Origin of the sequence: Empedobacter sp. GD03739 (genome assembly GCF_029843245.1) — a bacterium.
Classification (GTDB): domain Bacteria; phylum Bacteroidota; class Bacteroidia; order Flavobacteriales; family Weeksellaceae; genus Empedobacter; species Empedobacter falsenii_B.
On the sequence record NZ_JAOCHX010000010.1, the window covers coordinates 65,998 to 72,158 of the forward strand.

Genomic DNA, 6,161 nt, shown 5'->3' on the forward strand with positions numbered 1-6,161 from the left:
TTTGAGTACAACAAAAAAAGATATACGAAAGCTTTCACAAGCTGAGATTGAAGATTATTTCAAAGAGATTGGAGAAAAATCATTCCGCGCAAAACAAGTGTACGAATGGTTATGGAAAAAGAATGCGCATCAATTTGATGACATGACGAATATCTCAAAAGCTCTACGTGAGCAATTGGGAGAATCTTTCCAAATTCAACCTGTTGAAGTTGATCTTCTACAAAAATCTAACGACGGAACCATCAAGAATGCGGTTAAACTTCATGATGGTAACGTTGTGGAATCTGTTTTAATTCCGACTGATTCTCGCACAACTGCATGCGTTTCTTCGCAAGTTGGTTGTAGCTTGGATTGTACTTTTTGTGCAACAGCGCAATTAAAACGTATGCGTAACTTAACAGCTGCCGAAATCGTCGATCAAGTTGTGATTATCGATGAAGAAAGTAAACGTTATTTCAATCGTCCTTTAAGCAATATCGTATTTATGGGAATGGGAGAACCTTTGTTAAATTATAACGAAGTAATTTCTGCCATCAAAAAAATCACATTGCCAGAAGGACTAGGAATGGCTCCAAGACGAATTACAGTTTCTACTTCGGGAATTCCTAAAATGATTGAAAAACTGGCTGACGAAGATTTACGTGTTAACCTTGCGGTATCTTTACATTCGGCTCGAGAAGAAGTTCGTAATGTGATTATGCCTTTTTCTGTTAAATTTCCGTTGACGGATTTAATGGATAGTCTTCAATATTGGTACCAACAAACAGGTTTACGAATTACGTTCGAATATATTGTTTGGGGCGGTGTTAATGATAAAAAAGAAGATATCGATGCATTGGTAAAATTCTGTCGAAAAATTCCTTCTAAAGTGAATATTATCGAATATAATTCGATTGATGACGGAATCTACAAACAAGCATCAGAAGAAGCAGTTAACAATTATATCAAAGCTTTAGAATCCAACAATATTGTGGTAAATGTACGTCGTAGTCGCGGAAAAGATATTGATGCAGCTTGCGGACAATTAGCCAATAAAACTGGAAATGATTAAAACATAATCAAATGAAATATTTAGCCATATTTTTATTTTTGATTCTGACTAAATTCTCTTTCGCGCAAATAGTAGAAAACATCGATACAATTTCTATTGATGATTATAAAATGGAAAGTATCAACTTACCGCCTACTTTGAACGAAATTTCGACTTTAGAATATGAAAAAGAAGATAAAAATGTGGCTTCTTTTTGGGGTTTAAACGATTCTGATTCCAAACCAGAATTGTATCGTTTTGATGCAAAAACAGGTAAAATTATCAATACTATTTTCATCACAAATGCTCCAAATATCGATTGGGAAGAAATGTCTTCGGATGATAATCGAATTTATTTTGCTGATTTTGGAAATAATTTGGGCAAACGAAAAGATTTAGCCATTTATTTTATCCAGAAATCAAACATCGATTATTCAAAATCTTATCAGCAATTAAAAGCTGAAAAAATAGAATTTTATTATCCAGAACAAGAAACTTTTCAGTTCAAAAATATGACGACAAATTGGGACGCAGAAGCATTTTTTGTCTACCAAAATCAATTGCATATTTTTACAAAAGAATGGTCAAATATGTCAACGTCTCATTATGTTGTTCCTATTGACTCTTCTAAAAAACACGCAGCCAAAAAGTTAGAAACTTTTCCTACAAATTACGCTGTAGCTGCTGCTTATATCGATGCTGATGTAAATAGTTCTACCAAAGGAATTTATCTATTGGGCTACACAAAAGAAGCGTTAACTTTTATCAATTGGTTCGATTTGCCAAAAGATAACAATCAGTTATTCTTCACTTCTCAAGTTAAAAAAATAAGTTTACCTTTGGGCTTCACGACACAGTTGGGACAATTGGAAGGTATTTCAGTTTTGCCAACCGAAAACAAAATTTGTTTTAGCGGAGAGGAATTTAACTATAAAGGATTCTATGCAAAACAGGTTGTACATTGCATCAATAATTTTACGAATTAAAAAAATAAATTTTGGGTAACACGGTAGATTTGATTAAAGCTCCGATCGCGGAGGAAATGAAATTGTTTGAACAGAAATTCTTCGAATCGATGAAGAGTAATGTTTCGCTTCTTGACCGTATTTCCAATTATATCGTGCGCAGAAAAGGAAAACAAATGCGTCCGATGTTTGTATTTTTAACTGCAAAATTAAATGGCGAAGTACAAGAACGTACCTATCGTGCAGCTTCTTTTATCGAGCTTATTCACACCGCAACTTTAGTACACGATGATGTAGTGGATGATAGTACATTGCGTCGTGGTTTCTTTTCACTTAATGCGATTTGGAAGAATAAAGTAGCTATTTTGGTGGGAGATTATTTTTTGTCAAAGACCTTAATTATTTCGACTAAAAACAAAGATTTTGATTTACTTGAAGTTGTTTCGGTTGCGATACAGGAAATTTCGGAAGGTGAATTATTGCAAATCGAAAAAGCGCGAAAACTTGATATTACAGAAGATGTATACTTCGAGATTATTCGAATGAAAACGGCAACGCTTATCGCAGCTTGTTGTGAGGCTGGAGCACGTTCTGTTGGTTGTTCGGAAGAAGTAGCGAAAAAAATGCATCGTTTTGGTGAATTGGTTGGAATTGCCTTTCAGATTAAAGATGATTTGTTTGATTATACCACTTCTAATGCAATTGGAAAGCCTGTCGGAATTGACATCAAAGAACAAAAAATGACGTTACCGTTGATTTATTCAATCAATACAGCGAATGAAAAAGACAAAAAATGGTTGATTAATTCGGTAAAACGTTACAACAATGACAAAAAACGTGTACGAGAAATTATTCAGTATGTAAAAGATCACGGCGGAATTGAGTACACGCAAAAAATGATGAAACAATATAGCCAAGAGGCTTTAGATATACTATACGAATTCCCAGAAAGTGAATTTCGAAATTCATTGGAAACAATGGTGAAATACGTTATCGAAAGAGAAAAATAACAAAAGGACTTCTAATTGAAGCACTACTTAAAAGATTTATTTAGCTGATTTTTAGTTATTTAAACCTTTTTATTTATTACAATGTAATTACATTTGTAAACACTTTCTTAGAATTAATTATGTTTTAATATTACTATTGAACAAATATACAAAAAATATAGAATATTATTATTCAGATCATTTTAAGTGGCTGATAAAATATTGTTGAAAATAAATTTGTATATATAAAATAATATCACTAATTTTGCATAATCTTAATTTTAACATTTTTGGCACACCTTTTGTATATCTCTTATCAAATATTAAAAATTAGAGAGAATGGAGGGAAACCAGTATTTTATGTTAAATCAAAGAGATTTAGAGCAGTTATTAAAGGATGTAATTATTGAACACTTTGAAAGCAAGTTTCAAATGTTAGAAGATTATATAACAAAACCTTTAAGTACTTCAATTGCTACTGAAGAACAAAAGTATACGAGAAGACAAATTCAAGATATTTTTGGTATAACTTATCAAACTGTTATTAATTGGGAAAAACAAGGCGATTTAAACGCTTTATCTGAGTTTAGTAATGGAGGTAGAATTAGGTATTTTTATACTTATGAAAATGTCAAAAAATTAAGTAATATCAAATCTGTTAAAAACAATCATTTACTATCTGCCTAATAGTAAATATTTTATATAGAAATAAAAGAAAATAAAAATCGTATTGAAGCATAGATGGGTATATCCAATTGCTTGTATTTAAATTGATTATAGATTCAATTTATTTTCTTTTATAAATGTATTATTTATAGAGGTGCTTTAGTTACTTGAATATAGTAATTACTTACTCAGTTATTCTATATTATTTTTGAGGATTTTTTTCTCAAATCAAAGCTGTTATTTCTTAATAGCTATTTTTTTACCTACACTTTTTAAAGTAAAACAAGAATAGACATAGGTTTCCTATTGTGTAGGGGGATTCCTATGTTTAAAAAACACAAATATGAAAAAAATAAAAAAAATTAATGGGAGATATTCTCCTAAACATGGTTGGAAAATGGTTATTTCTAAAATGATATATGATTATGTTATTAGCTATAAAAACATATTTCCTGAAAATTTAAAATGGGATGAGTTGTTATATATCATTAGTAGAATGGAGTATAAAATTTTTTCTAAAAAATATAGAGATTTATCAGATGATTATATTCCATTTCCATCGGATGAATTAAAGAGTTATAGAGGAGATTATAATCAGTATTTGAAATTTCTATCAAAAATAAGAATTTTAAAAAAGCTAAATTACTCAACGGATCAAAACCAATGTACCAAATATAAATTTGATTATAAAAAGGCTTATTATTTAGGCTATAGGACTTTTGATTTAGAGAATATTGAAATTAAAAGAAGTATTAGACGACAAAAAAGTGATTATTTATTTCAAGGTTATAAAGATAAAGATGTTGAGCATTTGACAAAATGGTTTGATGATGATTTGCAATTTGACGAAAAAAAATGTTCGCAATTATTGCCATCCATATTGACAAAAAAAGGTATAACGTATAATGAAAATGATGATGATTCAGTTACAATAAGAAAATACTTAAGAATTCAAAGTTATAATAGAAGTGCAGGGGAATTAACACATAAAAACTTTAGAATGTCGCGAAATAAGGATTCCGATAATAGATTACATACTAATTTGACGAATCTATCTAAAAAATTAAGACAATTTGTAAAATATAAAGGAGAAACATTACATAGCTTGGACATAAAAAATTCGCAACCATTTTTCATAATAGCATTAATAGAAGGATTGATAAATAAGAATAATAATATAATAAGAAATATAAATAAAGTATACGGTAATAATAATAATGGTATAATCTCGACAATATCTTCTACATTCCTTTCTGATAAAGGGTTTCAAGAAGAGTTTGAAATTTTAAGAAAATGGATTTTAGAAGGCGTTTTTTATGATGAAATTATAGGGATTTATAACCTTCAAAAAGCAAAAAATGGAATGTATGAAGTTAAAGTTTATATAGAGAATAAAACGAAAACGAAAACGAAAACAGAGTATGTTGAGTCTATTAGAGAGGCTTCTAAGAGACTTACTCTAAGATTGCTTTATACGCCTGCTAAAAAGAAAGATGAGCACTATAAGGCGTTTAAAAGTAGGTTTCCTAAAATTTGTGATTTTTTTGTTTTCTTAAAAAATTATTCAGGTGGAAAAAAGAATAGTTATAAAAAATTTCCAAAACTTTTACAACATATAGAAGCTGATTGTATTATTGATAATGTTACAAAGAAAATTGCGAAAAAACATCCTCATGCTCCTATATTTACTGTACATGATTCTATTGTTACAACTGAAGAATATATTGATGAATTTCAAGATTTGATGTATAACTATATATCTGAATATACAAATGGCTTAATACCAAAATTAAGTAAAGAATGTTGGTGTGCTGATGATGATATTACTGATTCTTATTTAGAAGCGGCATAGAATATAAAAATCTCGACTTTTAGGAGTTGAGATTTTTTTATTTAATATTATTTCTCTTAATATTTTCAAACAATTCTGATAATTCTAAATCTAAAGCAAAGGCTATAATAGAAATAGTGACAATATTTGGCTTAACAACTCCTTTCTCTATTTTATAGAGGTATTGCCTGTCTTTGCCAACCATCAAAGCTAATTCCGTTTGAGTAAGTTTCTTTAATTTTCTGAACTTTCTTATCTCTTCGCCAATAAGTTTAGGGATAGTTGTATTAATATTTTTTAACTCACTTTCCATTTATACGAAAATGAATCAAAAAATACTACATTTTGTAACCTTAAATTACTGCATTTTAATATATTTGTATTATTAATCAATAAGCTATAATTAATAATTTAAACAGATTACGTTAAACCGTAATTTATATTAATTAACTAATTATAAGTTTGCTAATTACAAATTGAATACTATGAGAAGGGCTTTATTAATTATTTCAATACTTTTCATTATAAGTGTAAACGCTCAGGTTACTCCTTACAGTAATCCTTACTCTTATGATGATTTAGATGTAGTTGATAATACAAGATTGGTAAAAGGTATGAATTTAGTTAAAACGAGTTGTAATCTTCCCTAAAAACCGGACCGTTTAAAAATATAGTTTATT

General features: G+C 29.2%; 6 protein-coding genes. 5 read left to right on the forward strand and 1 reads right to left on the reverse strand.

The window, feature by feature from the left end:
* Window position 1: 1 nt before the first annotated feature.
* From rlmN to N5E64_RS05150, 5 genes are all read left to right on the forward strand, one after another.
* Entirely contained in the window at window positions 2-1,051 is a 1,050-nt protein-coding gene (rlmN, locus tag N5E64_RS05130; RefSeq protein ID WP_038336309.1) for a 23S rRNA (adenine(2503)-C(2))-methyltransferase RlmN, read from the forward strand.
* 11 nt (window positions 1,052-1,062) lie between these two features.
* On the forward strand, window positions 1,063-2,016 hold the full coding sequence (locus N5E64_RS05135; RefSeq protein WP_125350211.1) for a hypothetical protein: 954 nt from the start codon (window positions 1,063-1,065) through the stop codon (window positions 2,014-2,016).
* Window positions 2,017-2,072: 56 nt separating this feature from the next.
* Window positions 2,073-3,005, forward strand: coding sequence for a polyprenyl synthetase family protein (locus N5E64_RS05140; RefSeq protein WP_180906365.1), 933 nt, complete (start codon window positions 2,073-2,075; stop codon window positions 3,003-3,005).
* A gap of 318 nt (window positions 3,006-3,323) precedes the next feature.
* The gene (locus N5E64_RS05145) at window positions 3,324-3,671 is read left to right on the forward strand and encodes a MerR family transcriptional regulator (RefSeq protein ID WP_280036110.1); all 348 of its coding nucleotides are present in this window, start codon (window positions 3,324-3,326) and stop codon (window positions 3,669-3,671) included.
* A gap of 322 nt (window positions 3,672-3,993) precedes the next feature.
* Window positions 3,994-5,502 (forward strand): hypothetical protein, encoded by a 1,509-nt coding sequence (locus N5E64_RS05150; RefSeq protein ID WP_280036112.1) that lies wholly within the window; start codon window positions 3,994-3,996, stop codon window positions 5,500-5,502.
* 37 nt (window positions 5,503-5,539) lie between these two features.
* On the opposite strand, the gene N5E64_RS05155 is transcribed toward N5E64_RS05150, so the two are convergent.
* Complete coding sequence (locus N5E64_RS05155) at window positions 5,540-5,794, reverse strand: helix-turn-helix transcriptional regulator (RefSeq protein WP_280036115.1); 255 nt, start codon at window positions 5,792-5,794, stop codon at window positions 5,540-5,542.
* Window positions 5,795-6,161: the final 367 nt, after the last annotated feature.